A 25,914-nucleotide genomic window follows, 5' to 3' on the forward strand; every position below is an offset into this window, starting at 1 on the left:
ACCCCCTGCTTGCCGCCTGCGAGCTTCGTCTCCTCTTGTGCCGGTTGCGGCGTGTCACCCTTGCCGAAGGCCTCGGCCATCTCTCCGGCGAGGACTGGTGTGATTGAATCGTACATGTACCTGAACATCTCCGCGGGTTCGGCTTCCGTTGAACTCCTGTAGCCCTGCACTGCCTCAGCCACGACATTCTTGGCGGACTCGAGTATAGCCTGCCTCTCCTGCTCGCCGAGGTACCCTCGCTGCTGCAGGAACTTCTCCATCCTGAGGATTGGGTCCCTGTGCTCCCACTCTGCTATCTCCTTCGGGTCTTTGAGCTTGTTTGAGACAAGCTCGGCGGTCGTGTGCGGTCCCATCCTGTACGTGTAGAACTCGATGAGTGTCGGGCCATCGCCGCGCCTCGCCCGTTCCGCTGCGTATCTAGTCGCCTCATAAGAAGCGACGACATCGTTGCCGTCGACCAACAGTCCTTCGAACCCGTAGGCGAGCGCTTTCTGGGCGAGCGTCTTCGACGCACTCTGCCTGTCCCTCTTGACGGATATGGCCCACTGGTTGTTCTCCACTGCGAAGACGACGGGAAGGTCGTAGACTCCGGCGAAGTTCATTCCCTCGTGGAAGTCGCCCTTCGATGTGCCGCCGTCACCAGTGCTGACCAGAGTGACCGACTTTTCCCCCTGCATCTTCCTCGCCATCGCGAGGCCCGTGGCGTGTGGAATCTGCGTGGCAACCGGCACGGCGATCGGGAGCATGTTGACGCCAGCAGGGATGCGCATCCCATTCTCGTCACCTCCCCAGAACTGGAGGAGCTGCCTGGGAGGCAGACCGAAGGCTAGCATCCCGGCACTGTCCCTGTACATCGGGACATACCAGTCGCCTTTCTCGAGCGCGAGCACGAAGCCAATCTGGGCTCCCTCCTGCCCCTTCCCAGGCGCGTAGGTCCCAATCTCTCGGAGGGTGGACAGGTTCATCGCCTTCTCGTCGAAGGTGCGGCCGAGGACCATCGCGGAGTACATCCTCTTCAGTGTCTCGGGAGTGGCCTTCGGAGCATCGCCGATGAGCGCGCCTTCGGGTGTCAGCCTCCTGAACATCACATCGTCGAGGTCGCCGACGTTCAGGTCTGACTCCCTGAGGATCCGGGGGGAAGTCATTCAGGCGACGCGATGTTAGAAATTATTTAAAGAGTGAGAAAGGGCCGCGGGGAATCCGTCAATCTCCGAAGCGTCGCGTGCTGGCGGGCGACTGAATTGAGAGCTACCGGGCATTCAGGGAGACATTCGGGAATAGCCGCTCCAGCGTGAGCGCGAAGGAGAGGACCGCTGGGTCGCTGTATATGTCTCCTGCAAGTTGGAAGCCCACAGGAAGGCCGTCACGCGTGAGCCCGCACGGGATTGTGATTGAGGGTGCGCCGAAAAGGTTGAACGGTTCGGTCAGGCCGAGGAGAGCAGTCCTTATCCCTGGGGCAGTCCGGTCACTCTTGCTCGCCTTCACAGTGGGCGCGGGGATTCTAGTTGTTGGGAGCGCGAGTACGTCTACCCTCCTGAAGATTGACCTGTAGTACTCCAGCAGGGCGCTCCTCGCCCTCAGGGCGTCAAGATAAACAACCGCGGGAATCGCCAGACCCTGCGCGATGCGCCGCCTCACGTCCTTCCCGTAGTCTTTGAACTTCGCAGCGAAGTACTCCCTGTGGTACGAAGCTGCCTCAGCATGGGTGATCAGACTCCTGCTCGCCGCAATTTCCTCGATGTGCAGGAACTTCACATCGACGACTCTCGCACCTTCTCCCTCTGCGAGCTCAAGCGACCGTTCGAAGCTGCTCCGCACTTCGCTGTCCAGAGGCTCCAGTATGTTGCGCGGCACACCAATCCTCGTCCGCTTGAGGGGCATTGGCTTCGGCCTGCGCAGCGTAGGTGAAGACTTCGATTCGAATGACAAGAGAGCGAGCCTCGCTGCGTCTGACACGCACCGTGTCAGGAAACCGACGGTGTCAAGACTCCACGCGAGTGGCACCACGCCTCGTCTGCTGGTCAGCCCGTAGGTGGGCTTGTACCCAACTACACCGCAGAGCGCCGCCGGGGTTCTGACGGATCCGCCAGTGTCGGTGCCCACTGCGGCGCATGCCATCCCTGAGGCAACGGCCACGGCCGAGCCGCCGCTTGAGCCGCCTGAGATCCTCTCGTCGTCCCACGGGTTCCTGCAGTCGCCGAAGTGCGGATTGATGTTCGTGGCCCCGAAGGCAAATTCGTGGAGGTTCGTCTTCCCCACCAATGTCGCGCCAGCCGCGGAGAGCAGCTTCACAACGTCTGCGTCGAAGGCGGGAACGAAGTTGCGGAAGACCTTGGAACCCGCCGTCGTGCGGTGACCTTTCACGTAGATGTTGTCCTTGACCGCGACTGTTATCCCGTGGAGCTCCCCCTTTCGTCTTGTCTGCTTCACCCCGGTGGGCAGGAGCGTGATGAAGGCGTGCAGCTTCTTGTTCGAACGCAGGATGACCCTGCGCTGCGATTCGAGTATGTCCCGCGGCGAGAGCTCCTTAGTGGCGAGCATGCCTAATGCCTCACCAATCGTGAGCGTTGCCAGTTCAGTCAAGGTTTGCCCTGTCCGAAGGCTTGGAGCGGTTCGAGCTCGGCGTTGATGAGCCGCCTCAGAAGCTTGTCTTGGGAGCGGATGGTTTCAAGACTGGCGAGTGCGTCTGGCAGGGCACATTCAGGGACTATCGGAAGCGTCTCTCGCCTTTTCAATCCCGACCAGCTGCGCGCTGCCTCTTGGTACTGTAGGCGAGCGCGGACGTCGCCCGCGCTTGGTGGCCTGTAGAACGCAACTTCATGACGTCATGATAGGCCGATATCAGATTCTTCGTTACCTCGCTGGGGGTTTGGAGGAAGACGCAGAACTTGAAACATGAGACTCTGGACCCGTGAACTCTCTTTCCTTCTCGATCACGGACTTGATGAAGAACTCGCCTGCCCGATAGCTGCTTCTAACCAGCGGTCCCGATGCCACGTACCTGAAACCGATCTCTTCGCCCATTCGCCTATACCGCTCGAACTGCAGTGGCGACACGTACTCGACTACAGGCAGATGTCTCTTGGACGGTCTGAGGTACTGCCCGACGGTGAGGAAGTCGACGCCCGCCTGGCGAAGGTGCGTCATCGCCTGGAAGACCTCGTCCTCGGTCTCCCCGAGACCGACCATTATCGAGGACTTCGTGAACACGTGATTCCCGAGCTTCTTGATGTTCTTCAGAACGGAGAGGGACTGCCAGTAGTTGGCCCTCGGGTCCCTCACCTTCGGCGTGAGCGAGAGCGTAGTCTCTATGTTGTGCGCGATCACGTCGGGACGGGCCTCAAGCACCTTCCTGAGGGAGTCGATGTCGCCCTGGAAGTCTGGTATCAACACCTCGACAAGGAGGTCCGGACTCTTCTCCTTGGCCAGCCTGATCGTCTTCGCGAAGTGAGAAGCACCCCCATCTGGGAGGTCGTCGCGGTCGACCGAGGTGAGGACTATGTAGGTGAGGCCCATCTGGGAGAGGGCGAAAGCGACGTTGTCAGGCTCCATCTGGTCCAGTGCGCCCTCTGGCCTGCCTGGGATGACCATGCAGAACCTGCACGCCCTCGAGCAGACGTCCCCCATCAGCATGAGGGTCGCTGTCCCGCCGCCCCAACACTCGTGGACGTTCGGGCAGTGCGCTTCCTGGCAGACTGTATGGAGGTTCAGGTTGGAGAAAAGTTCCTTGAGCCTGGCGTGATTCTCGCCTCCCGTGGGTAGGACCGTCAGCCACTCTGGCCTGGCTTGTGCCTGCAACTTACTGGCCGACTACGATCTTGAGCCTTTCAAAATCTTTTCCCGAGAATGCTCCGTCGCAGGCCTCGCAGCCTTCCACCTGGAACCCTGGCTCGAGTTCTCTGTGGAGGGTGCACATGAGGTGGTTGAACCTCACGTAGTCGCAAACCTCTGTCATGATCCTCAGGGCCTCCATCTGGTTGGGTTTCTCTCCTGACAGGGTCGCTGCTATCTTGTCCGCCGCCTTCGACACCATAGGGTCGGTCTCGAGGTTCACCATTACGCCCCTCGCCTTCCTGGCGTAGTTGCTCACCGAGGCCTGTGTGACGCCTAACCTCGACGCAACCTGTTGCTGAGTGAGATCGTACTTCTCCCTGAGCCTCTTGGCGACCATCGCCCTCAGCGCGGGGAGCGCTGACTTCGACACGATTTCATACGGGTTTATCATGAATTTATCACCTATGTTATAGCTCCGTTATTTAAGGATAGACTGTGTTTTCCAAAGACTGGAAAGAGGACGCCTGCACCGCAACCTTATTGGAGGAGGCGAGGGTCTCGCGCTTCTTCGCCTCTCGGGAGTGAATCTTTTGCACCTATCGAAATCAGGAGGTCGTCTCTGCCTTGACTGAGCAGAACGTCTTCGAATTCTTCTCCCCGCCCCTCGTCGAGGCGCTCAAGGAGCGTGGCTTCACTTCGCCGACGGACCCTCAGATGAGGCTCGTGCCCTTGGTGCGCGAGGGAAAGAACGCACTGCTGATGGCGCCGACCGGGACTGGCAAGACTGAGGCTGCTTTCCTTCCCATTCTGGACAGTATGATCAGGGAGGGGCCGTCGAGAGAGAAGGGTGTCAAGCTGCTCTACATCACTCCGCTGAGGGCATTGAACAGGGACATGCTCGAGAGGATGCAGTGGTGGTGCAAGAGGTTCGACATCAGACTCGGCGTCAGGCACGGGGACAGCTCTCAGGCGGAGAGGACGAACATGAGCTACGCGCCGCCCGACATTCTGATCACCACCCCTGAGACATTGCAGGTACTCCTCGTAGGGAGGAGAATCAGGCTGAGCCTAGCCAAGCTGAGGTGGGTTGTCGTGGACGAGGTCCACGAACTCGCGGAGGACAAGAGGGGGAGCCAGCTGAGCGTAGGCCTGGAGAGGCTCAGGGACGCGGTCGATGGAGAGTTTCAGGTCGTCGGCCTCTCGGCAACCGTTGGATCGCCCGAGAGGATAGCAGAGTTCCTCGTCGGCAAAGGGAGGGTCTGCGAGATAGTGAGGGTGCCAGTTGAGAAGAGCCTGTCCCTGAAGGTTGTGGCGCCGAGGCCCACGGCAGAGGACGAGGAGCTGGCCCAAGCAATCTACTCCTTCCCCGAAGTTGCTGCGAGGCTCAGGACGATACGGGAGGCGGTTGAGAAGTACAAGTCTGTACTGATCTTCACGAACACGCGGAGTGAGGCTGAGGCACTCGCAAGCAGGTTCAGGGTCTGGAACCCCGAGTTCCCGATTGGGATACACCACAGTTCACTTTCGAAGGCCACGAGGGAGGCCGTGGAGAGGAGCCTGAAGGACGGAAGACTTCTCGGGGTCATCTGCACGAGCAGCCTGGAGCTGGGAATCGACATTGGATTCCTCGAGTACGTCGTGCAGTACAACTCGCCAAGGCAGGTCACAAGGCTGATTCAGAGGGTCGGGAGGAGCGGACACAGGGTAGGTCAAGTCTCCAACGGCGCAATCATAACTCAGGATTCGGATGACACACTGGAAGCTGCCGTGCTCTGCAGGAAGGCCGTGAAGGGTGAGCTCGAACCCCTGGAGCCAGTGCTTGCGCCCTACGATGTCGCTGTCCACCAGGTGGCAGGCCTGCTGGTGGAGCAGAGCAATTGGAACATCGGAGACATCTACGCACTTCTGAGGAGGAGTTACGCTTACTCCGGCATGAGCATGGAGAAGCTCAAGCGCGTCCTGAACTACATGCAGGAGAGGTACCCAAGGCTTGCCTACTACAAAGAGTCTGACGGGCGCGTCTACAGGGCTAGGGACTTGAAGCCTCTCTTCCAGTACTACTTCGACAACCTCTCGATGATTCCCGACGAGAAGCAGTTCCTCGTGCTGGAGGCGGAGAACTTCGTCGGGGTGCTGGACGAGGCGTTCGTATCCGAATACGGCGAGGTCGGGGTGAAGTTCGTCGAGGCGGGAAGGTGCTGGAAGATAGAGCAGATCTACGGCAACAAGGTCTACGTCAAGTCAGAGGACGACCCGACGGGAGCGGTTCCCAACTGGGTGGGAGACGAGATACCCGTTCCATACGACGTCGCTGCCGAGGTTGGCATGATCAGGAGGAGGTACGCAGAGGAGATCGAAGCGGGAAGGGGGGAGGAGTGCGTCGCAGGGCTCTGCGAGTCATATCCTGTCGGCAAGGAGACGATGCTCGAGGCGCTGAAGGAGGTGGCCGAGCAACACGCAGCCGGCCTTCCGGTTCCGTCGGACAAGCTTGTCACTGTGGAACGGTGGGACAGGTACATCATCATTCAGGCAACGTTCGGACACAAAGTGAACAGACTCCTCTCAAGGGTGGTGGGTCACCTGATTTCAGAGAAGATTGGGCAGTCGGTAGCTGTCCACCAAGACCCCTACAGGATGGTGATCGAGGCCGAAGTGAGCGCCGCGGCTGTGCTCTCAGTTGTCAAGGAGCTCCCTACGATGGACCTGAGGAAGGCCGCTGAGAAGGCCGTCGTGCGGTCGGGGATCTTCAAGCGGAGGATCATCCACGCAGGCAAGAAGTGCGGGGCCATCTCCAAAGACGCCGACTACGCAAGCGTCTCGATCTCTGGCCTCATAGAGGCCATGAGGGACACGCCCGTCTACGATGAGGCGATGGATACGATCTTCCGCGACGACTTGGATGTCCAAGGGGCTTCTGCAGTCCTAGAGAGGGTGCGGACGGGAGAAATCGAGCTGAAACTCCTCCAGTACGAGGGCCTCTCGCCCGTGGCGCGGATCGGCATCGAGGAGATCAGTAGGAGGGGAGAGATAGTCTCGCCAGAGAGGTTGAGGGCCCTGCTCCGCCAGTCGACGAGGGCGAGGATCATGGAGACATTCCTTGTCGTTGTCTGCACCAACTGCTGGAACTACTTGGAGCTGAAGAAGGCAGGCGACCTCGAAGAACTGGCCCGATGCCCCAAGTGTGGCAAGGAAGCCCTTGGGCTCTCGACTGAATCCTACGAGAACGTATTCTCTCTCGCGATGAAGGCGAGGAGCAGGACAGACCTCAGAGGGAGGAGGCTGAAGCAGGTCGAGGCGCTGCGCAAATCGGCCGAGCTTAGGAAGGAGCACGGCCATGCCATTGACATGATCCTCGCCGGGAGGAGTATTAGACTGACTGACGCTGCGAACCTTGTTGCGAAGATGGAGAGGGAGGGGAAGGACCTCGTCGACGTCATAATCGACGGGGAGCGCGAAGCCCTACGCAGGCGCTACTTTGCCACTACCCCGTGAGAGGAGCATCGTCATGAGCGTCTTCTCGTCCACCTCTGCCCTCGTCCTCCAGCCGACGTGAAGCAAGGCCCTGTCATCCTGCTCGAGGTAGCCTCGCTTGACGTAGCGGTCCAGCGAGTACTCGACCCTCCACTTTGGGAACTTCTCCCTGAGGAACTGCTCAGCCTCCCGCCTGCTCGCCCTCCCCTGCTTGGAGTTGATGAATGCGAGGGTGGCTGCCAAGACCGCCAGGTCGTCTATCCTGATGCCGGAGGTCTCGGCATCGCTGATGCTCGGTGGCTCCTTGAACCTCAGCAGGAACCGTGAGGTGTCGTCGGCGCCGTCCGGGCCCTTCACCTCGAAGACTTCGAGCCCCAACCCAGAGACGTCCTCCGAGAGGACCTCGATTATCTTCCTGTAGTCCCTGCCCAGGTGCCTCTTGAGCTCCCAACCTTTGACACCGGGATTCCTGCTCCTCTGGATTACCAGGATCTGGAAGGCCTTCCTCACCTTTCTCTCGAGTAAAGCTTTGTCTGCCGACTCCATCAGGACCCACCCGTCACCGACACTGCAACGGACCTCGGAACCCCGGTAGCCTTCTCGCTGAGGGCGACGGTCCAGATCTTCCCCGTCAGCGGGTCTGTCTTCAACGAAGCCTTTCCCTCGCTTATCACGAAGGCGAGCAGGTACGCCCGCACAACCTTCTTCTCGAGAGTCTCCGCCTCGATGAACTCCCTGTAGTCGATCCACTCGCCGTTTGACTTTTGGAGCAGTTCATCCTGGAGCGCATTCAGTCTGCTCTCGAAATCCTCCTGGGTGAAGACCTTCATGTCTATCAAGCCGCTGAGGTCGATAGTCCCAGGCATCACGCCGTAGTTGCCGAACTCGGACTTGAACCTCTCGGACATCGGCGTGAGGTCCCTCCAGTACACGAAAGCCTTCTCAAGACCCTTCGGGGAGATCTGGTCGACCTGCGCGACCGGGTGCCAGCTCTTCACGAACGCTTCCACGAGTTCGTCCCTTGTGAGGAGCTTGACCTTCAGCTGTATCAGCAACGGGTCGATGTACAGTGAGGATGCCCTGTGTTTCAAAAACTCGTTCTGAAGCCTGACTATCTGGGCGAGTTCGAGCATTGCTTCCGAATCTAGCAACAGGTCTTCGAGGAACTTCCACTCGGGAAGAAGCTTCTTGAGAATCTCTATCTTCTCTATAATATCAACTTCGAAGGGATTGGCGCTACTGGACTTTACAGACTCGCACAGGGAGATAACTCGCAATAGGTCTTCAAGACTCTTCTTGTCCAAGCTACTTCGCCTTCAGCTCCCTTATCTCAGAGGCACCGTGGACTGCCTGCACCGTTATCACGTGCGCGCTCTTGTCGAAGACTGTCATGATTGAGGGCGTGATCACCATGTACTGCGACGAGTCCCTCTGCCTCATCTGGGCAAGGATCATCTTGAACATCGCCTCCCTGTTCTTTGGGTCCATGTGGATGTCGAACTCGTCCAAGGCTCGGATCGGCGAGACTATCCTAGCCTGGAGGGAGAGTATGAACGCCATCAGCGCGACAGAGCGCTCGCCGCCGCTCTGAGTGAAAGGGTCCAGCGCGGTCGGAGCGCCTCCTCGGAAGCCGACGTAGAGTTCGATGCCCGCCTCTTCGATGTCTGCGCCCGCGTCGAACCTGATGAAGCCTGTGGCATCGGATGCGGCCAGGACAGCTTTGTAAGGGGGGTCGACGGACTCGATGAGATTGTTCATCGCGTCAATCCAGACCTTCTTCCTAGTCTGCAGCTCCCCGAGAAGCGCCTTCTTGTTCTCCTGGAGTTGCGCCAGCCTGACTTTCAGCTCCTCTATGTTGCCCGAGTAGTCGTTGTAGATCTTCTCCGCGTCGTCGGGTATGTCCTGCATCTTCTGTAGGTGCGCCGAGACGAGCTTCAGCTCCTCGGAGACCTCGTACGGCTGTCTCTGCGTCTCAATCCTGGCACCCGCTTTTTCGATATCCGGTCTCAGCTTCTCCAGCTCATCTCTGTACTCCCGCGCGGTCCTCTCGAGCTCCCTGAGTTCCGATTCGTTGTTCTTGATCCTGAACGAGAGAACCTCGAACTTGACCCTGAGCGAGATGTAGCTCTCCATTGTCCTCTTGATCAGCTCCTCGGTCCTGCCTATCTCGGTCTGGAGGGACGAGACCTCCTTGTCGAGGTCTGGCTTCCTTCTCTCGGCGTCCTCCTCGGCTGCCTGACTCTTCTTCGATATGTAGTCAACCAGCTCCTTCAGCCTCTTCGCTGTCTTCCCGGGAGCGATGCCGAGGAGCTCGTCGACAGATTTCGAGAGCCCCAGGATGTCCTCCTTCATCCCGCTGAACGCGACCCTGCTCGCCTCGTCCTTGGCCTTCTCGCTCTCTGCCCTCACGAGCGCGCCGTAGAGCTTCCTCAGCTCGACCTGCTTGTCAAGAAGCGTCTTCTGGCCTTTCTCGGCATCCGCTGCGACCTCAGTCTGCTGCGACCTCAGGTCCTCAAGCGTCCTGATCTTCGATGTGATCTTCTCCTCGACTGACTGGAGCGACTTCGACAGCTTCGACTCCGTGCTCCAGAGAAGCTCCTTCTCGAGAAGGGACCTGTGCTCCATCTGCTTCCGCTTCTCCAGGTACCTGTCGTAGATTTGCTTCCAGTATTCCAGGGCCTGGTTGGCGTTTTCGATCAGCTGGAGGAGGGAGCTCTCTTCCCCCACGAGGCCGCTCAGCTCCTGCTCGGCCTGGAGGATTCTCTCCCTGTACTCCGAGAAGCCGACCGCCTCCTCGACCATCTTCAGCCTCTCCTGCGGGGTGACTGCGCCTAGTTCCTCTATCATCCCCTGGTGCATGATGATCAGCAGGTTGTCGGGGTTGATGCCGAACTCGTGGAGGAGCCTCACCACCTCGCTCTTGTCAATCTCCTTGTAGTCGGCCTCGAACCAATAGGAGCCGTCCTTCCTGAGATAGCGGCTCAGCATGAAAGTCTCGGACTTCGAGTATGGGATGGGCCGTCTCCCGTTCTTGGAGGAGTTGTCAAACACTAGAGACACCCTCGCTATGTCCTTCCCCCTGCGTATCAGGTCAGAGAGTTTCCTCGACCTCTCGGTGTAAGCTTGGCCGAAAGCAACGGAGATGGCCAATAGGATGGACGACTTGCCGGACCCGTTGGGACCTACCACCAGGTTGAGTCCCTCCCTTAGCGGTATCCTTGCATACTCGTAGCTCATGAAGTTCTCCAGGATGATCTCCTTCACGGAGGTCTGAGGCAGCTCTCTCTCCTTCGTGACCTCCTCTGTACTCTTGGACAATTTCTCACGTGCGCAACTGGCCGAGGCATTTAGACATTGCGCACAAACGCGGTGAGTTCGGGACGCGGCAATAGGGCTTAAATGAAACAGAAACTTCTTCGTGCTAGTTGAGTCCAGCTGACGGGTTCGAGCATCTGACTGGTCCCATCAGGAGCATGCTGTTGGAGTCCGGCATCACTGAACCCACGCCCCCCCAGAGACAAGCCTGGCCATTCGTAGCCGCGGGGGAGGACGTCTTGATAGTCGCCCCGACGGGCTCGGGCAAGACCGAGGCGGCGATACTCCCGCTTCTGGGGAAGCTCGCCTCAAGAGGCGACCGCGAGGGAATCTCCCTGCTCTACATCACTCCGATGAGGGCTCTCAACAGGGACATGCTGAAGAGGCTGGCGCTTTGGTGCTCGAAGCTCGGCCTCACGGTCGATATCCGCCACGGCGACACCCCGCAGTCGCAGCGGACCAGGCAGGCGACCCACCCCCCAGACGTCCTAGTTACCACGCCAGAGACACTCCAGGCTGTGCTTCCCGGCCGCAGGATGAGGGATAACCTGAGCCACCTCAAGGCAGTAGTGGTCGACGAGCTGCACAACCTCGTGGAGAGCAAGCGGGGGGGTCCAGCTGTGCGTCGGGCTCCAGAGGCTCAGGAGGGTCGCAGGGGAGTTCCAGCTCGTCGCCCTTTCAGCGACTGTGGGGACGCCCGAGGTCGCCGCCAAGTTCATCTTCGGGGACAGGAAACACAGGGTCGTCAGGACGGAGGTGCCGAAGGAGTTCAGGTATGCAATAGAGTACCCGGTCCCCGACCCCTCCAACCAGTCCGTCGCGAAGGAGGCGTTCGCCGCCCCCGACCTGGCCGCAAGGCTGAGCAGAATCAACGGGCTTGTCGAGAGCCACACGGCCACGTTGATCTTCGTCAACAGCAGGACTCTCGCTGAGATGCTCGGGGAGAAGCTGGCGAGGCTGAGGAAGGACGTCGGCGTCCACCACGGCTCGCTGCCCAGGGAGGAGAGGGAGAGGGTCGAACAGGACTTCAAGTCAGAGAAGCTGAAGGCCCTCGTCTGCATTCCCGAAGATGAACTCATTGTCACATCTAGGGGGATAAAGCAGGCCAAAGACGTGAAAAATGGAGATGAAATTCTCTCCTACGACATTCAGGCGATGAAGACGACGTTCAAACCTGTTGTTCGCAAGTATGAAAGAGTAGCAGATGGATTCTTGCAGATAAAACACGAACTTGGAGTGCTGAGGATTACGGCTAATCATCCTGTTCTGTGTTTGGGTCCAGCTGGTCTCACGTGGAAGCCCGCCGGGGAAGTCCAAGTTGGAGATGCCATGGTGACCGTCGCGAAAATGCAGGGGAAGGATGTCCCAACTCACCAACTGATTGATTATCCGAATCTGTTTGTCAGGAATTCAGCGATAAGGGCCCTCGGTTACGAACCTCCGGGAAGGGCCCGTTCGAAAGTATCGAGATTCAATTCCCTGAAGCCAATCATGAGAGAAACCGACCTCGCCAAGCTGACGGAGTTCAACACCACGCAAGCTAGGTACAATCTTCCGGTATGGGTGGATGCAAGGCTAGGCTACCTCCTAGGATTTCTGAAGTCAGATGGCGACAGGCATATGCGTTTCTTCAGTTCCGACCCACGTAAGCTTGCCAAAGTTCAAGCGTTGCTGTCAGACATTTACAGCGGCACGCCTTACCGTGGCCTGAACAGTGAATCAGGTTTCCCAACCAACAGGCCCCGGTTGGTGCTACAAGCGCAATCCAAGCCGCTCGCAAGCCTCTTTGGGAACATGTGGAACACACTACCACTTTCGGAGAATGTTGTGGCAGCGATTCTTGCGGCCTATCTAGATGGTGATGGATGCATTGTGGTCAGAGACAGTACAAGGTTGGAACAAATCCAATTCGTGACTTTCAATCCTTCTAATCGCGAGTACCTGATTTACAGTTTGCTGGCCCTCGGTTTCAAGCCAAAACTGTGGAAGGCAAATGGCGTTTCTGGAACTGGTTACTGCATCAGCATAGTCTATAACGATGAAAAGAGTAGATTCCTTGCTCTTGTCAAAGACTTGTCTCTCAAGGCAGCAGGATTACAGGTGCGGAATTTCGGCAACAAGCCAACCACCTACTACGGTCTGGGTAGTTACATCAAAGAGAGACGTAAGAGACTTGGGATCTCGTCATATAGGCTTTGGAGAGAGATGGGATATTCGACGAAGTACGAAAACCAGAAACGCGGGGTAACCAAGCAGGTGCTAGCCGGGCTTAACAGTTATCTTCACTCCCCTCTCATCGAGTCTTTGATTCTTGGCAAGTTTGGCATATCGCAAGTAGGTTCGGTAAGCTCAGTGAAAGCGCGGACGAACGTCGTGAATTTCGAGGTAGAAGGTACTCAGGACTATGCTGTCACGGGAGTCGTGACCCATAACTGCACCAGCACGCTCGAGCTGGGGATAGACATCGGGACGGTCGACCTCGTGGTCCAGTACATGTCGCCGCGCCAGGTGACCTCGCTCGTCCAGAGGGTCGGGAGGAGCGGTCACAAGCTCGGCCGAATCTCAGAGGGCGTGCTGGTGACGGTGTCAGCGGACGACATACTCGAGTCGTCTTCGAGCATAGCCGCTGCGAGCCAGGGGAGGATTGAGCCGACGAGGCCGTACGCAAACAGCTTGGACGTGCTGGCGCACCAGATTGCAGGCTACCTGATGGACCTCGAGACGATGGAAACAGACGCTCTCCTCAGAGAGATTAGGTCCACCACCCCATTCTCTGGTCTCACCGAGGAGGCGTACCAGAGGACAGTGAGGTATCTGGCAGAGCTGAGAAAGATAGCCGTCGACGGATCTACGCTGAAGCGCACGAAGATGACGAGGGACTACTACTTCGAGAACCTGTCGATGATACCCGACGAGACTAGGTACTTGGTGATTGACGTCTCCACGAACCAGACTGTCGGGATTCTTGGGGAGGAGTTCGTTGTGCTGAGGGCGAAGGTCGGGGTCCACTTCATCTGCAAGGGCAGAATCTGGCAGATAGAGCAGGTCGCTGACGACAGGAAGATCTACGTCACGCCAGTCGAGGATCCACTCGCGGCTGTTCCGGGATGGGACGGCGAGATGCTCCCAATCCCGTTCGACCTCGCCATGGAGACGGGGAAGCTGAGGCGCAAGATATCCGAAGGTCTGGACGGGGGTGAGGAAGCACTCGAGATTGTTCTGAAGCAGATTCCTGCCGACGCACCGGCGAAGAGCCTGGTAGTCGACCAGATAGCTGAGCACAAGAAGATGGGCGCCCCGGTCCCTTCTGACAGACTCGTTCTCCTGGAGGGATTCGACAAGTACCTGATCCTGCACCTCTGCTTCGGCGAGTCGGTCAACAGGACGTTCGCCTACGTCTTCGAGGAGATACTGTCGAGGCAAGGCCTCGTCAGGATGTGGTGGCTCGACGGCTACAGGATTCTCATGGAGCTCACGGAGGAGACTGAAGACCTCGACTTGAGGTCTCTTGCCAAGGAGTTGATGGAGATTACACCCGACGAGCTCGAGCGGACGTACGCAGTCGCCGCACAACGGAACTTCCCGTTCCCGACCAGGGTGAAGCAGGTGGCGGAGAGGTTCGGCGCCCTCAAGAGGGGCAAACTCATCGCGCATCCGAACCTCTGCTCTCTACCCACGAGGTTCGAAAGAACACCCATTTTCGAGGAAGCGCTCCAGGAGACGGGGAGAGACCTGTTGGACATGAAGAGGGGGAAAGAAATTCTGAGGCTTGTGTCCGCTGGGGAGATCACTGTTGAGGTATTCCAGGCGGGCGATAGGCCGACGCCGATTGCCTACAGCCTGCTCTACAGGTACCTCGAGGTCCCCGAAGCTGTGGCACCCGACTCCCTTGGGAAGTCGTCGTACCAGAGGATGAAGGCGAGCATATTCGGGACAGAGGTCGGCCTTGTATGCGTGAAGTGCGGGTTCGACCAGGGGACTTCGGCGGTTGTTGACATGCCGGAGGAGCCTCGCTGCAGGTCGTGTGGGTCAGGACTGCTCGTCCCGTGCTATTGGGGGACGGCCAAGATCGTTGACCTTCTTCAAAGGCGCGCGGCCAAGAGGGAGCTGAACGAGGAGGAGAGAGGCGAGCTGGCGAAGGCGAGGAGGGCTGCGGACCTTGTCCTCTCATACGGGAAGAAGGCCGTGGTCGCCCTGACGGTCTACGGCATAGGACCGCAGACTGCATCCAGAATACTGGCAGAGATGCAGGAGGACGAGGAGAACTTCTACAAGAGCCTCCTGGAGGCCAAGATAAGGTTCGTCACCACCAGACAGTTCTGGTCGGACTGACCCGAAAAATCATTTAACATGCGATGGGCGGGGCAAGGCGGATTGGTCCTAGCGGGCAAGGTCTTCCTCGTCAGGGAGAAATACGACATGGATGTCCTCGCAGACAAGCTGAAGTCCTTCAGAGTCGAGACGGAGACGAGCGTCGAGGGGCAGGAGTTCAAGCTGCTTTCCGAGATCAAGGACTTGTCGGCGGGCAGTAACAGCCTCGAAGGGAATTTCTTGTTTGACAGCGTCTTCGTTGTCAGCCACAGGGGGAAGCCGATGCCGGTCCCGAGGACATACGACGCTCCATTCGCGTTCGACGTCTACAAAGACAGGCTGTTCCTGACCGTCTACGACAAGAAGAACAGGGCGAACAACATAGCGAACGAGATGAGCAAGACCATCTTCCTCGCCCTGGGACAGGTTGTGGAGGCCAGGATAGACCCGGAGACGATGAAGAAGTTCCACGAACAGAACTTCGAGGACACAAAAATTATTTTTTACGACCAGGTGGACTTGCCCAACATTTCGAAACTCTCTCTCTACGGGGCGGAACTGGGCAACACATCACTGTATTCGGATTATCTCACACACGGGAAGTTATGGTATGTTGTATTCCGTAGCAAGGCATACGGATACATCGTCGGCGTGACGAGGAACGCTGTGGTAACAATCTTCAGCAGGTTGGAGCTCCCCGAGTTCAAAACCTACATTAGGGGAGAGATAATTCCGCTAGTCGCATAGTTTGCTGAAGATAATCCCGGGCGAAGCGGCCCTCGTCTTCTCCGCGGACGGCGAGGGCACAATTCTCGTCTCCGACCTGCACCTCGGACTGGAGAAGGAATTGGCGAGGAAGGGGTTCAGTGTACCGTCCTACACCATGAAGATGGTCGAGAGGATAAGGAACATCTCTGAGATGCACAGGGCGAAGAGACTCGTAGTGCTCGGCGATGTCAAGCACTCTGTGGGCAAGGTCGAGGACATTGACTGGAGCGTCGTCCCCTGGTTCTTTGACACCATGCTAGACCTCTTCCCGACAGTGGAGGTCGTGCCTGGCAACCACGATGGCAAGATCAAAACCGTGCTGCCACAGCGCGTCAAGTTGCACCCTTCTGACGGCGCAGTGATCGGCGAGGGCGGCGCGGAGGTCGGCGTGGCCCACGGTCACGCGTGGCCCTCCCAGAAGGCGATGGAGACAAGGAACATGGTGATTGGCCACTCGCACTTCACCTACGAGATGAAGGATAACCTGGGAACGAGGTCCAGAGAGTCTGTGTGGGTCTTCGCCAGATACGACGCACACGTCATGATGGAGAAAGCCGGTTACAGATCAAAGATGAGAGGCGAGGGGGAGCTGATAGTGATGCCTCCTTTCAACAAATTGGTTGGGGGTCAGCCAATCAACAGGAAGAAGTCGTTCGAATTCGGACCTGTCCTCTCTTCGGGAGCAATCAGCCTGGAGGAGGCAGACATCTTTCTGCTCGATGGAACCAGAGTCTCCTAGACGGGGCTGCCGTTCAGGGCGCGCTTGAGGAGCTGGTCCAGCGACGCCTCGCCGACCGCCCCGATGACAGCGTCCATCGGCTTGCCCTTCTTGAATATCATGAACGTCGGTATCGAGAAGACCTGGTAGCGGGACGAGAGGTTCATCTCCTCGTCAACGTTGATCTTCCCAAAGACCACTTTGTCGGAGTACTTAGCAGCAAGCTTCTCGACAACGGGCTCCATGATCCTACAGGGTCCGCACCATACTGCCCAGAAGTCAAGAAAGGCAATCGGGTTCTTTGAAACGAGGTCCTGGAAGTTCTCTTCAGTCACTCGGTTGATTTCCATAAGAGCAAAGGAAGTGAGACACTGATGAGAATTAAGCATTTCCTTGGTCAGTTTCCTTTGAGCACATTCGATGGTGGTTATATTCCCTCTGCCTATGATGTGCGATGATACCCAACGTTGGCGAATTGCCTGTCGTGGGCAAGGCCAACTCCTCGCGAAATTGCAGCCACTCTGAACTCATTCCAAGTGGCAATTCTCGCGCTTTCTCAGTCGAAGAACCCTCTCAGAAAAGTAGAGAAACCTTGGCCAGAATTCCGAGAGGCTACTCCGATTGGAAGCAGGTGACCGGATACTTCGACGGCGATGGCAATGTGAACGTTAGGATCATGAAATTCACCCTCCTTTTTCAACTTGATTGGACTGATACGGACAGAGCCCAAGTCGAACAGCTTAGACATTTTCTCTCAAGAGAGAGGATTCGGGCTCCTTCAATCCTGGCCTACAAGCCCAAACTTGGCAGGACCAGCTACAACCTGAGGATAGCAAGTATTGAAGCGGTACTAAAGGTGGCGGAGTTGATGCTACCATTCTCCTTCAAGAAATCCTATGAACTTCGACTGTGCATTGCGTATCTAAGAGACCAGACTTCAGGGAAGGAAGCCATGATGTGCCTGAACAGGCTTGTGAGAGCTGGAATAAGGTCGGGGGTCATCCGCAAAGCCCAGCATCTAAGTTTCACGCACTCGGAAGGAGTCAGGCTAGCGCAACTCAACAGTTCGAGAGCAGCTGCTGTTGTGAATTCTGTGTTGAATGCCGTGCAAAGAGAGGATGTTAAGCGTATGTATGACAGCGGACAATTTGGACTGACTTCCCTCGCTCGAAAGTTTGGCGTCTCGAAGAATACAATTCTGCGGATAGTTCGCAAGTAGTCGAAGAAGTCCCTGAAAACGACTTGAAACGTGCCGGCTGACTGCTACACCGATGAACAAGAATCGGCGATGTATATTTAAGATTGCGAAGAGCAGTTTTCGCGTTTCCGGAATTGAAGAGCGGCGCTGTCCAAACAATCGCGAGAACACTTGATCATGCTGAACCCAAGATCCAGTCGACGAGACTGGCTGGAGTCTCGATAATCCTCGACGGAGAAGAGTCCCCTAAGACATTACTCATCAAGAGGGCCGAACGCGAAGGCGACCCTTGGTCAGGACAGATTGCGTTTCCAGGAGGAAAGATGAACCAAGGAGATGAATCGGTGCTACGGGCGGCAATTAGGGAGACGAGGGAGGAGGTCGGGGTAGATCTCGCTGGGGACGCCGCTTTCCTCGGCTACTTGGGGGCGTTCAGAACACACACTGGCACCATGGACGTTGTACCCGCCGTCTTCCTGCTGAAGAAGAAGGCGGAAATCACTCCGAACGAGGAGGTCTCGGACTACAAATGGGTCGGGCTCGGCTCGCTTCTCGCGTCAGGCTCTAGGTCAACCTACAGGCTTGAGATGGGTGGTTCTTCCATGGAGATGCCTGCCTTCGCAACAGGCGACTACGTGATATGGGGCCTCACCTTCAGGATAATCGAGACGCTTCTTGACCGGCTGAGAGCCTAGCGAATGGAAGCGCTGACCGGAATCATCGTACTGAACGTCTATCTTCTCTACTCGGTGCTTTGATAACCGCCGGTGCTCATCTTTGTTCGTGGAGCACCTCGCCGCGGGCAATCCTGAGCCTGTTCACCTCGCCGTGCTCCCAGGGGAAGACTATCCACTTTTCGACCACTTCGAGGAAGTAGTCTGGCTCGGTCTTGCTCCACGGCTTCTTGAAGAGCACCGCTGTCTTCAGTATGCGCGGCCCCTCGGTCATTAGAAACTCTGTCACGGTATGCATCGTGTCGCCCTGGTCCACCAGGTCGTCGACAAGGAGGACGTCCTTCCCCTTGATCGCCTCCGTGAGAGTCGACAGGATTCTCGGGGGATTCCTTTCTGCGATTCCCTCATACGACTTCACGTTAATGATATCGAGCTTGACATCCAGATGGTCAGAGACAACCATCGCTACCGGGATGCCGCCTCTCGCTATGCCTATGATCAGGTCGTAGTGCTCGCCGTGCGACCGGACCTTCTCTGCCAGCGCGTCGGCGAGGTTGCCGTACTCTGTCCAGTTGATGTACCTGAACTCGGCCATAGATCATCTTTGATGACTTCATAGATAACCCTTCGACGGGGCTTTGACACGACTCTGTGAAAATGCGCCGATGGAGAGAAATGGGCCGGGCAGGATTCGAACCTGCGACCCTGGCGCGCGTTGGCGTTTCGCCGTGTAAGGGCTTGATGGGCTAGGGCCTGACATCCTAACCGGGCTAGACAACCGGCCCGCTGACGCGGCCAACAAGCCAATCTGCTAATAAGCAATTGGAGTGGAGCCCTTGGTTGACCTTGCCTCCGCCACGTGGGAGAATCGCCCTGATAAGATCGGTTACAGCGAGGGAGATTCTCGATTCGAGGGGCAACCCAACGGTCGAGGCTGAGGTCACCGCAGATACTGCTTGGGGAAGGGCGAGCGTGCCGTCCGGCGCGTCCACCGGCTCGACCGAGGCATTAGAACTCAGAGACGGCGACAAACGGAGGTTCCATGGAAAGGGCGTCAAGAAGGCAGTCTCTAATGTGAATAAGATAATCGGCCCGCGGCTAAAGGGGTTGGATTGCTCGGACCAGAGGCGAATCGATGACCTATTGATCGGGTTGGACGGGACGCCCAACAAGGAGAGGTTGGGAGCAAACGCCATACTCGCCGTCTCGATGGCAACGTCCAAGGCCGCGGCGAGGGCGCACGGGAGGAACCTCTACGAGGAGCTGCGGGAGGCCCGCAAGTACAGGCTGCCCGTGCCAATGATGAACGTCATAAACGGCGGCGAGCACGCCGGAAACAAGCTCGCGATTCAAGAATTCCTCATCGAGCCCGTTGGGGGGAGGAGTTGTAGGGAAGCGGTGCGGATGGGGGCCGAGGTGTACCAGTCCCTGAAGGGCATTCTTGTGAAGAGGTACGGGCGGGAGGCAATCAACGTGGGAGACGAGGGTGGCTTCGCACCATCCCTGAGCAAGACCCGAGACGCGCTCGACTCGATCGCAGTAGCGATCAAGGATGCGGGCTACGGCGAGAAGGAGGTAAGGATCGGAATGGACGCGGCGGCATCCGTTTTCTACGACCCCAAGAAGCGACTCTACACGCTCGACGGCAGGTCTGTCGATGCCGACAGGCTCGAAGACCTGTACGCTGCGCTTCGAGATGAGTACTCGCTCCTCACCCTCGAGGATCCCTTCAACGAGGATGCCTTCGGATGGTTCGCAAGCATCACGAAAAGGCTGGGGAGCGGTACGAAGGTGATTGGTGACGACCTTTACACAACAAACGTAACCAGAATGACAGAGGGAATCAGGAAGAACGCGACGAACGGCATCCTGATCAAGCTGAACCAGATTGGTACTGTCTCCGAGACGGAGGATGCAATAGACCTCGCGAGGGATTGCGGCTGGGTCGTAGCTGTCTCTCACAGGTCAGGGGAGACGGAAGACCCTTTCATCGCGCACCTTGCGACTGCCTTCGGGAGCGAATTCATCAAGGCAGGAGCTCCCGCCAGAGGAGAGAGGGTGGCAAAGTATAACGAACTCATTCGGATTGGGGAGAAGCTCGGCTCGCGGGCGAGCTTCGCAGGCAGACTCTACGTCACCTGATTACAATCCGTCAAAGGGACCGGGGAGAATCTATCTCTCCACGTGTCGCTTCTTGGAGCGCCAGCTCTGACGCGGCCTCGGGACTCTGCTGCGAGTCCACCTGTGTTGAGCGGAAAGCGCCGGGGGTGGGATTCGAACCCACGAGTCCCGTGAGAGACACAGGCTTAGCAAGCGTGCGCCGACTTGTCTGCGCCTTACCAGGCTCCCCGTCTGTGACTCTAGGCTACCCCGGCTCGAGTTTCCAAGCCGACTCCTCAGTGTTAAAAAGAATTGCAAGTGGCGGCGGCTCCTCCGGCGTTCACCATCCCTCTCCGCCCCCATCTCGTCGGGTCGGCAATCCTCCACGTAGACGAGGCAGCGTGGCCACGTCGCCATAGGGCTGCTCCCTCCCGGACCTCGCCCGATTCGGCAATTAAGAGTCAGGACCTCTCCTTCGAGAGGACTGCCCCTCATGACCGCCCGCCACGGCGTGAGTTCATCCTCCTTCTCGACGCGGGTGACGAGGAAGGTGGCTTAACCCGAAGGTTACTGGCCACTGCGTGTAGCCGGTTTCAGCCTATCGGGAGACGGCTGACCTCCCCGCCCTACCCGCCGCCACTATCGGCGTTGAATGTCGGTTCCTATAAGTATGAATTATCAGCCTTTCACGGATTGGTCGCTCGCATAAGCGTCATTCTTCTTCTGATTCGGAATAACCATAGTGGCCCTTAAGGGAGGAACGACTGTGATTTTTCGATTGGAGAATGGCATCGGAATCGATTGCTCAAACAGTTCCTCGGGAACGTGGGGCGGCGTCCGCCGGGTACAAGACGTGGTGTGCCGTTGCAGCCTTTTTCGATGGTGATGGAAGTCTGGATGTTGAAGCGCATTCGTATACCCTGCGGTGGACGATGAGTTTCGTGGATAACTGGCCGCCTCAACTCCTTCAAATCAAATCGTTTCTGGAGGGTCGTGGAATCCGAGTCAGCAAGTTGAAACATTGTGGACATGGCGGATGGAAAATTCAAGTCTCAGCTATTGAGTCGATGAAGAAGCTTGCCCAATTCATGTTGAGGTCTGGGTGCCTAGTCAAGAAGAAAGATGAGATTGGAATCATGGTCCAGTATTTCGACGGAAAGATTACTGGGACAGGCGTGGCAATGTTTCTCAATGAAGAGGTAAGAATCGGAAAGAGAACGGGGAAAATTCGTCAGTTCCATGTTCCGTATACTTATCATCAAGGAAAAGCCGAATCACTCAAGGGAGTGCCTCCGGGAAGAACCACGCTTTCGGCGGCGCAAAAGGCCAACATAGTGAAGGCTTGCACATTCAAAGGAAGGACGATGTACCAGCTGGCTTCGATTTACCACGTATCTCCCTCGACGATCTACAGAATTGTGTGTGGTTCGCGTCGAAACACCACCTCGGCCGGTTGACAATGCTTGCAGAGGAATGCCGGATGCGATTGGTTGGAAGTCTATCGTCTTTGATTTACGTGCTCCTCGACCTTGGCCTTCATCCGGCACACGCCGCAGAGCCCGGACGACGAAGGCTTCCCGCAGACGCGGCAGGACAGGGACTCCTTCCAGCGGGGAGGGCCGAACCTTGAGACGACCTCAAGGCTGGACTTCAGGAGGACGTACTTCATACCCGGATGCCCAGCCTCCATGCGGTTGACGTAGTCTCGGACCTCGCTCCTGAGCCCCTCGTGCATGTAAGGGCAGCTGACGCTCTGGAAGGGCAGCCCCGAGAGGTAGGCGAAGAGTGCTACCTCCTCCTCGTATAGTTCCATGAAAGGCTTCACCCGCCTGACAGGGAAGCTGGTGTCGACGTAGGATGGGTTGAGCCAGGTGAGCCTCTCGACGTCGCCGTGGAGCAGGTTCATCAGGAAGGTCTGGACGTAGTCGTCAAGGTTGTGGGCCGTTGCGACTACCGAGACCCCTGCCTTTACTGCGAGCTCATCTATCGCTCTCCTCCTGAAGACTCCGCAGAAGCTGCAGGAAGACGTGTCCCTGCCGTCCTTCCAGTCGAGCGCCTGGTCTAGGGAGAACCCGTAGAGTTCCTTGTAGGAGACCGTCATGTGCTCGACCCCCAGCTTTTCCGCCAGCGACCCGGCGTGAGCAAGGGACTCGTCCCTGTAGCCCTCGACGCCTTCGTCAACCGAGAGAGCGATGAGCTCCCAATCATACTTCTCTCTGAGCCCGTGGAGCACGTGGAGGAGCGAGAGGCTGTCTTTGCCCCCCGACACAGCAACTCCGACCCTCTCACGGCGCCGAATCATTTCGTATTTCGATATTGTTCGCCGCGCCTTCTCGGCAATCGATTCGCTGAAGCACGGCGCGCAGAGGGCCTCCCCAGAGTACTTCCGTGTGTAGAAGACCTTGCCGCCGCACCGCGAGCATCCTTCCAAGTTGGCTCGGCGCTGGCTTCCGCTTCTCTATTAAGGCTGTGAACGATAGTGCGTTCCTGATTCTATTTGTCGTGCTCGGAGGCTCGAATGACCTTTCATGTCGAAGGGCTTTGATGGGTCGCCTAACGTTGCTCCAGGCGGGCGGTCTCCCTCCATGCCGATCATGTCACACCACACGCGTACAAATGCATCAACAATGTCGAAGGGTTCGGGCCGGAAGGGATGCAGTTAATTATTCAAGCGAATCCTGCGCGTCCAGTTGATGACCAGTAAAAGACTATCAAAGAGGAGCATCTTTCCGAGCCATATTGATCGCGCAATCGCCAACCATCTAACCGGAGCCAAGTAAGAAACGACGTCGAACTGGTAAGTTATGCCGAAGATGAGCAGAAATTGTGAAAAGCCCAGGACCACGAACAGCGAGTTGATGGCATCAAAGGCAAGAAACTCCCAGTACCTCTTAATGATGGGAGTGATGACGAAGAATGGGAGGAGCATGAGGTTCATCTGGGGCGTGAAGACGTATGTGCTGAATAAGAAGGCGAACGTGCTCAACCAAGACAAGGTAACTGCATCCTTAGCCTTCTTGAGCGAAATCCATGATATGGCCGCATAGAGCGATAGCAGCAAGGCGGGGAAGATGTAGTGACGCAGGGGCGAGAGGCTCGGCAGGAACGCGAGCATCCACGAGCCCTCTATGTACCAGTTGGCGTGGAACTGCCAGAATGAGAGCCACAGGGAAGGGTTCACAACGATGAATGGGAGGTTTATCGCGCCGTAGCAGGCGAGGGCTGAGACGAGAAAGACTGCTCTGTCCCTCAGCCCCTTGGCGGCCAAAAACATGCCCATCGCCGGAGTGGCGGTGACCAGATTCGAGGCAGCGGAGAGGCCAAAGAGAATCCCGCTCATCTTGTAGTTGCCTTGCAGGAACTTTCTGAGGCCGAAGGTTGCGAAGTACACGCCGATGACGTACCAGTTCAGGAGGAGCATGAACAGGAACGTTGGCGTCGCGATCAAGTACGCCAGAACTCTCCTGTCAGAGTAGCCTCGCATCTCGGCGATCTTCAAGGTCTCGTGTATCAGGAGGAATGTTGGAATGGCAAGGAAGGCAACGGTCAGGTAGTAGTAATTAGTCAGTATCGACCCCGGAAGGATTTTCGCAATCGCACCCATCGTGTAGATGAACTCGCTGACGACGATGGGATATTCAACGAAACTATTGACGTATGGAATGGCAAGGCAGGCGCCGCCGCACTCCCTCTGCTGGAAGAGGGTCGGGATATCGCTGAAGATGTGCCCGCCGCCGTACGGGATGTGCAACCAGAAACCAATGAGGAAGAGTATCGCTGTAACCAAGTACAGCTCGCTACGTTTCAAGAAGGCCGAAAAGTACTCGGATGTGGTAATAAACCAGTTACCATTTCCAGCTCGCACCGTCGTGAACGGTGGTGATTCTAGGGGTCATTGAAGGTGTCAGACTGCACGAGAACCGCACAATCAAGCCAGAGCGTCCCTCATTACTGCCGTATGCCCGGGCCAGCCACCGTTTGGTGCCAAGTCCTTTCGTTCTTTCATCCAGCTATGGACTCTGATACAAATGTAGGCGGGTCCGGTGGGTTCGACCCCTCGCTACCTTTACTTTAGTGAGATTTGTCGAGATTTGCGCTCAGGTAGCTGCCTGTTTCGAAACCGTCGAACGCCTGTTCGCCGGTGCATGAACCCGTCATAGATACGAGACAGCAGAAAAGGCGGTTTCGCTTGCTCACATGAAAGGAGGACGGGTATTAATTCACGTATGTCGGTTGTGAAGGCTTAAAGCGAAAGCGGAATCGGCGGGCTGAGGAAGAGGCTTGGGAGAGGAGTACAAGCGGGTAGAGTTCCAGTACGGTGTCGTGATGCTCAGGACGAAGAGGTTCCAAGGAATCATGGACAGTCTCGGGAGGAGAAGGATCTCGAAGCCCGTTGCGTGGTTTCTTCTCTACTTGATGCCTGTCGCAGGAGGGATCGCCCTCTACCTCTTCCTGACTCAGCTCGGAATACTCCTCTCGCCGAGGGGCGCAGAGGTCGCAAGCTATGTCAGGACGTTGAGCCCGCTAGGCAACCTGGGCCTTCCAGGAATCAACCCGTACCTTCCGATAGTTGACGGCTGGATCGCACTGTTCGCAGCGATAATCGTCCATGAGGGAGCCCACGGGGTGGTGGCAAGGAGCCTCGGGCTACCGGTCAAGTCGTCCGGACTCCTGTTCTTCTTAATCGTCCCGATAGGCGCCTTCGTGGAGGTCGATGAGGACGCCTTGAAGGTGGCAAGGGCCGCCGACTCGGGCAGGGTGCTGGCAGCGGGTGCAGGAATCAACCTGGTCGTAGGAATCGTCTGTCTCTTGCTACTGTTCGGCGTAGTCTCCGCAATGAGACCCTCCGTCAACGGGATAGCTGTTGTCGGCGTCTATGGAAACACGACCGCGGGAGGGGCAGGAATCATGGTCGGTGATTTCATAACCCAAATCAACGGCGTGGCAGTGAACGACCCCGTCGTCGTGAGCCAGAGTCCCTGGTACCAGCCTGGTCAGGTCATCAATCTGACGGTGGTAAGGGACGGCAGGGCAATTCAGTTCACCAACCTGACACTTGGAACCCTCGTCTTGAACAACACACAGACGGGAAAGGTGACACAGACTGCGTTCCTTGGTGTCAGCGATGTAGGATACCAAGGACTCCAGGGTCTTGTTTCGTCGTACACGAATTCGTTCTTCAAGACGCCGGCGCTCTACATCTGCATTCCGACGCTCCCCAGTTGCCAAGGGATCGTCCCGTTCTCCGACAGCCTTTCACGGTTCTACTCCTCTTCCTTCGGGCAGTCTCTCGCTCCGCTCGCCAACCTCTTGTACTGGCTCTTCTTCCTCAACTTCAACCTCTCGATATTCAACTCGCTTCCGATCTATCCGTTGGACGGCGGTCAGGCTTTCAGGGTAGCCGTCAAAGCGCTCGGCGGCGAAAAGCTGGGGGAAAAATCGTTGTCAAGAGTTACGTCCGTCACAAGCATCGTTGTCGTTGCCATTCTGCTTAGTGTAATCGTGGGCCCTTATCTCCTGTAGTCTGGACGGGCTCAGTAGAAACCCTCTTCTCGAAATCCAGCCCCAACGGATGATTTGTTCTC

At 57.2% G+C, this 25,914-nt stretch carries 21 protein-coding genes, 2 tRNA genes, 1 other RNA gene and 1 pseudogene; 9 read left to right on the forward strand and 16 right to left on the reverse strand.

Going from position 1 to position 25,914, the window contains the following annotated elements; all coding sequences use genetic code 11:
* Window positions 1–200: 200 nt before the first annotated feature.
* The 5 genes and pseudogenes from LYZ69_08655 to LYZ69_08675 form a co-directional block, all read right to left on the reverse strand.
* Window positions 201–965, reverse strand: a pseudogene (locus tag LYZ69_08655) (thiamine pyrophosphate-dependent enzyme).
* Between the two features lie 283 nt (window positions 966–1,248).
* Complete coding sequence (locus LYZ69_08660; GenBank protein ID MDV3278515.1) at window positions 1,249–2,583, reverse strand: amidase; 1,335 nt, start codon at window positions 2,581–2,583, stop codon at window positions 1,249–1,251.
* Window positions 2,580–2,735, reverse strand: coding sequence for a hypothetical protein (locus tag LYZ69_08665; protein MDV3278516.1), 156 nt, complete (start codon window positions 2,733–2,735; stop codon window positions 2,580–2,582). Before LYZ69_08665 ends, LYZ69_08660 begins: the two co-directional genes overlap by 4 nt.
* Before the next feature lie 118 nt (window positions 2,736–2,853).
* Window positions 2,854–3,798: a lipoyl synthase gene (gene lipA / locus LYZ69_08670; protein MDV3278517.1), complete on the reverse strand. Its 945-nt coding sequence runs from the start codon at window positions 3,796–3,798 to the stop codon at window positions 2,854–2,856.
* A gap of 1 nt (window position 3,799) precedes the next feature.
* Complete coding sequence (locus LYZ69_08675; protein ID MDV3278518.1) at window positions 3,800–4,225, reverse strand: helix-turn-helix domain-containing protein; 426 nt, start codon at window positions 4,223–4,225, stop codon at window positions 3,800–3,802.
* Between the two features lie 173 nt (window positions 4,226–4,398).
* Here LYZ69_08675 and LYZ69_08680 point away from each other — a divergent pair, with 173 nt between their 5' ends.
* Window positions 4,399–7,266 (forward strand): DEAD/DEAH box helicase, encoded by a 2,868-nt coding sequence (locus LYZ69_08680; protein ID MDV3278519.1) that lies wholly within the window; start codon window positions 4,399–4,401, stop codon window positions 7,264–7,266.
* On the opposite strand, the gene LYZ69_08685 is transcribed toward LYZ69_08680, so the two are convergent.
* The 4 genes from LYZ69_08685 to LYZ69_08700 form a co-directional block, all read right to left on the reverse strand.
* Window positions 7,234–7,791, reverse strand: coding sequence for a hypothetical protein (locus LYZ69_08685; protein ID MDV3278520.1), 558 nt, complete (start codon window positions 7,789–7,791; stop codon window positions 7,234–7,236). The genes LYZ69_08680 and LYZ69_08685 overlap by 33 nt on opposite strands.
* Window positions 7,791–8,549, reverse strand: coding sequence for a hypothetical protein (locus LYZ69_08690; protein ID MDV3278521.1), 759 nt, complete (start codon window positions 8,547–8,549; stop codon window positions 7,791–7,793). The genes LYZ69_08685 and LYZ69_08690 overlap by 1 nt, the downstream gene beginning before the upstream one ends.
* A 1-nt stretch (window position 8,550) precedes the next feature.
* Window positions 8,551–10,563, reverse strand: a complete 2,013-nt coding sequence (locus tag LYZ69_08695) for an AAA family ATPase (GenBank protein MDV3278522.1) — start codon at window positions 10,561–10,563, stop codon at window positions 8,551–8,553.
* Window positions 10,564–10,900: 337 nt separating this feature from the next.
* A complete protein-coding gene (locus LYZ69_08700) occupies window positions 10,901–11,164 on the reverse strand; it encodes a hypothetical protein (protein MDV3278523.1) in 264 nt (87 codons plus the stop codon).
* Window positions 11,165–11,247: 83 nt separating this feature from the next.
* Between LYZ69_08700 and LYZ69_08705 the strand changes: the two genes are divergently transcribed.
* Genes LYZ69_08705 through LYZ69_08715 form a run of 3 tightly spaced genes read left to right on the forward strand, consistent with a single transcriptional unit; the run spans window position 11,248 to window position 16,378 of the window.
* The gene (locus LYZ69_08705; GenBank protein MDV3278524.1) at window positions 11,248–14,892 is read left to right on the forward strand and encodes a hypothetical protein; all 3,645 of its coding nucleotides are present in this window, start codon (window positions 11,248–11,250) and stop codon (window positions 14,890–14,892) included.
* Window positions 14,893–14,934: 42 nt separating this feature from the next.
* Window positions 14,935–15,618, forward strand: coding sequence for a hypothetical protein (locus tag LYZ69_08710; GenBank protein MDV3278525.1), 684 nt, complete (start codon window positions 14,935–14,937; stop codon window positions 15,616–15,618).
* 1 nt (window position 15,619) lies between these two features.
* Window positions 15,620–16,378 carry a hypothetical protein gene (locus tag LYZ69_08715; GenBank protein ID MDV3278526.1) on the forward strand — a complete coding sequence of 253 codons (759 nt, stop codon included), beginning with the start codon at window positions 15,620–15,622 and terminating at the stop codon, window positions 16,376–16,378.
* Here LYZ69_08715 and trxA read toward each other — a convergent pair.
* Window positions 16,375–16,707, reverse strand: a complete 333-nt coding sequence (gene trxA / locus LYZ69_08720) for a thioredoxin (GenBank protein ID MDV3278527.1) — start codon at window positions 16,705–16,707, stop codon at window positions 16,375–16,377. The genes LYZ69_08715 and trxA overlap by 4 nt on opposite strands.
* A gap of 242 nt (window positions 16,708–16,949) precedes the next feature.
* Here trxA and LYZ69_08725 point away from each other — a divergent pair, with 242 nt between their 5' ends.
* Together LYZ69_08725 and LYZ69_08730 are read left to right on the forward strand one after the other, a co-directional pair.
* Window positions 16,950–17,576 carry a hypothetical protein gene (locus tag LYZ69_08725; GenBank protein MDV3278528.1) on the forward strand — a complete coding sequence of 209 codons (627 nt, stop codon included), beginning with the start codon at window positions 16,950–16,952 and terminating at the stop codon, window positions 17,574–17,576.
* A gap of 83 nt (window positions 17,577–17,659) precedes the next feature.
* On the forward strand, window positions 17,660–18,250 hold the full coding sequence (locus LYZ69_08730; protein ID MDV3278529.1) for a CoA pyrophosphatase: 591 nt from the start codon (window positions 17,660–17,662) through the stop codon (window positions 18,248–18,250).
* Between the two features lie 76 nt (window positions 18,251–18,326).
* On the opposite strand, the gene LYZ69_08735 is transcribed toward LYZ69_08730, so the two are convergent.
* Both LYZ69_08735 and LYZ69_08740 read right to left on the reverse strand, forming a co-directional pair.
* Complete coding sequence (locus LYZ69_08735) at window positions 18,327–18,824, reverse strand: hypothetical protein (GenBank protein MDV3278530.1); 498 nt, start codon at window positions 18,822–18,824, stop codon at window positions 18,327–18,329.
* A gap of 81 nt (window positions 18,825–18,905) precedes the next feature.
* Window positions 18,906–19,014: transfer RNA gene (locus LYZ69_08740), tRNA-Val, on the reverse strand.
* 61 nt (window positions 19,015–19,075) lie between these two features.
* On the opposite strand from LYZ69_08740, the gene eno reads away from it, so the two are divergent.
* Window positions 19,076–20,371, forward strand: a complete 1,296-nt coding sequence (eno, locus tag LYZ69_08745; GenBank protein ID MDV3278531.1) for a phosphopyruvate hydratase — start codon at window positions 19,076–19,078, stop codon at window positions 20,369–20,371.
* Between the two features lie 117 nt (window positions 20,372–20,488).
* On the opposite strand, the gene LYZ69_08750 is transcribed toward eno, so the two are convergent.
* Window positions 20,489–20,604: transfer RNA gene (locus LYZ69_08750), tRNA-Ser, on the reverse strand.
* Window positions 20,605–20,651: 47 nt separating this feature from the next.
* Window positions 20,652–20,965, reverse strand: an RNA gene (ffs, locus tag LYZ69_08755) — signal recognition particle sRNA.
* A 149-nt stretch (window positions 20,966–21,114) separates the two neighbouring features.
* Here ffs and LYZ69_08760 point away from each other — a divergent pair.
* Window positions 21,115–21,786: a hypothetical protein gene (locus LYZ69_08760; protein ID MDV3278532.1), complete on the forward strand. Its 672-nt coding sequence runs from the start codon at window positions 21,115–21,117 to the stop codon at window positions 21,784–21,786.
* A 41-nt stretch (window positions 21,787–21,827) separates the two neighbouring features.
* On the opposite strand, the gene LYZ69_08765 is transcribed toward LYZ69_08760, so the two are convergent.
* Both LYZ69_08765 and LYZ69_08770 read right to left on the reverse strand, forming a co-directional pair.
* Window positions 21,828–22,760 carry a TIGR00269 family protein gene (locus LYZ69_08765; GenBank protein MDV3278533.1) on the reverse strand — a complete coding sequence of 311 codons (933 nt, stop codon included), beginning with the start codon at window positions 22,758–22,760 and terminating at the stop codon, window positions 21,828–21,830.
* Window positions 22,761–22,988: 228 nt separating this feature from the next.
* Window positions 22,989–24,137 carry a hypothetical protein gene (locus tag LYZ69_08770; GenBank protein ID MDV3278534.1) on the reverse strand — a complete coding sequence of 383 codons (1,149 nt, stop codon included), beginning with the start codon at window positions 24,135–24,137 and terminating at the stop codon, window positions 22,989–22,991.
* Between the two features lie 473 nt (window positions 24,138–24,610).
* Between LYZ69_08770 and LYZ69_08775 the strand changes: the two genes are divergently transcribed.
* Window positions 24,611–25,852, forward strand: coding sequence for a site-2 protease family protein (locus tag LYZ69_08775; GenBank protein MDV3278535.1), 1,242 nt, complete (start codon window positions 24,611–24,613; stop codon window positions 25,850–25,852).
* The last annotated feature ends 62 nt before the right edge of the window (window positions 25,853–25,914 follow it).

Source organism: Nitrososphaerales archaeon, assembly GCA_032906765.1.
GTDB lineage: Archaea > Thermoproteota > Nitrososphaeria > Nitrososphaerales > Gagatemarchaeaceae > DASPPF01.